A 1,318-nucleotide genomic window follows, 5' to 3' on the forward strand; every position below is an offset into this window, starting at 1 on the left:
ACCCGGACCAACCCGTGGCTCGCCGAATTGCAGCAGGACATGTTCATCGAGATCAATCCCGCCGACGCGGCCGAGCGCGGCGTCAAGGATGGCGGCTGGGTCTGGGTCATGGGGGCCGAGAACAATTCCCGGGCGAGGATGAAGGCGCTGGTCACCGAGCGCGTCGGCAAGGGAGTCGCCTGGATGCCCTTCCACTTCGGTGGCTGGCTTGCGGGCAAGGATCTCCGCGGCAACTACCCGAAGGGCACCGACCCGATCGTGCTCGGTGAAAGCGCCAACACGATCACCACCTACGGATACGATCCCGCGACGAATATGCAGGAGACCAAGGTCACTCTCTGCCAGATCGCGGCGGCATAAGGAGCAACGACGATGGCACGTATGAAGTTTCTCTGCGACGCCGACCGTTGCATCGAGTGCAACGCCTGCGTCACGGCCTGCAAGAACGAGCACGAGGTCCCCTGGGGTATCAACCGCCGCAGGGTCGTCACCATCGCCGATGGCAAGCCGGGCGAACGATCGGTCTCGATGGCTTGCATGCATTGCACGGATGCGCCGTGCGCGGCCGTGTGCCCGGTGAACTGTTTCTATACCACCGCCGATGGCGTGGTCCTGCACTCCAAGGATCTCTGCATCGGCTGCGGCTACTGTTTCTACGCCTGTCCGTTCGGCGCGCCGCAATATCCGAAGGTCGGCAATTTCGGCTCGCGCGGGAAAATGGACAAATGTACTTATTGCGCCGGCGGCCCCGAGGCCGATGGCAGCAAGGAGGAATACGAGAAATACGGTGCGAACCGCCTGGCCGAGGGCAAGCTGCCGCTGTGTGCCGAGATGTGCTCGACCAAGTCGCTGCTCGCCGGCGACGGCGAGATCATCGCCCAGATCTATAGGGAGCGCGTGCTGAAGCGCGGTTACGGCTCAGGAGCGTGGGGCTGGAAGACCGCCTATCGCGAGACGATCGAGTCCTGAAGCAGGCCGCGGGCGACGCGGCACAAATGCCGGGGAGGAGTCCATGTCCTCATTTGCAAGGTTCATTCGACCAGCCATCGGCGCGTGGGCGTTGCTTCTGTTGATCATGGCAGCTCCGGCACCGTCGCTGGCCCAGCAGATCAATCCGACGGYGAGCTCGGTCAACGAGCGCCAGTTGCTGCAGGAGATGGACCGGATCCAGGGACGCGTCAGCATCCCCGACCAGCGCTCCAGCGTGCTGATGCAACCTGCTGGCCGCGAGTGGCGTGAATTCCGCAACGTCGCGCTGCGGTGGATCGGCGGCGTTGCCATGCTCGGCATGCTGGCGGTGCTGGTGATCTTCTATTTG

2 protein-coding genes and 1 pseudogene are annotated in these 1,318 nt (G+C 63.6%); all 3 read left to right on the top strand.

Going from position 1 to position 1,318, the window contains the following annotated elements; all coding sequences use genetic code 11:
* Positions 1 to 360 (top strand): molybdopterin dinucleotide binding domain-containing protein (locus tag AC1D00_RS41425; RefSeq protein ID WP_477014681.1); only part of this gene is annotated, 360 nt, incomplete at its 5' end.
* A 12-nt stretch (positions 361 to 372) separates the two neighbouring features.
* A complete protein-coding gene (fdh3B, locus tag AC1D00_RS41430; protein WP_026192595.1) occupies positions 373 to 969 on the top strand; it encodes a formate dehydrogenase FDH3 subunit beta in 597 nt (198 codons plus the stop codon).
* A 43-nt stretch (positions 970 to 1,012) separates the two neighbouring features.
* Positions 1,013 to 1,318, top strand: a pseudogene (locus AC1D00_RS41435) (formate dehydrogenase subunit gamma); the annotation flags it as partial.

It is taken from the genome of Bradyrhizobium sp. P2_E8 (genome assembly GCF_056403875.1).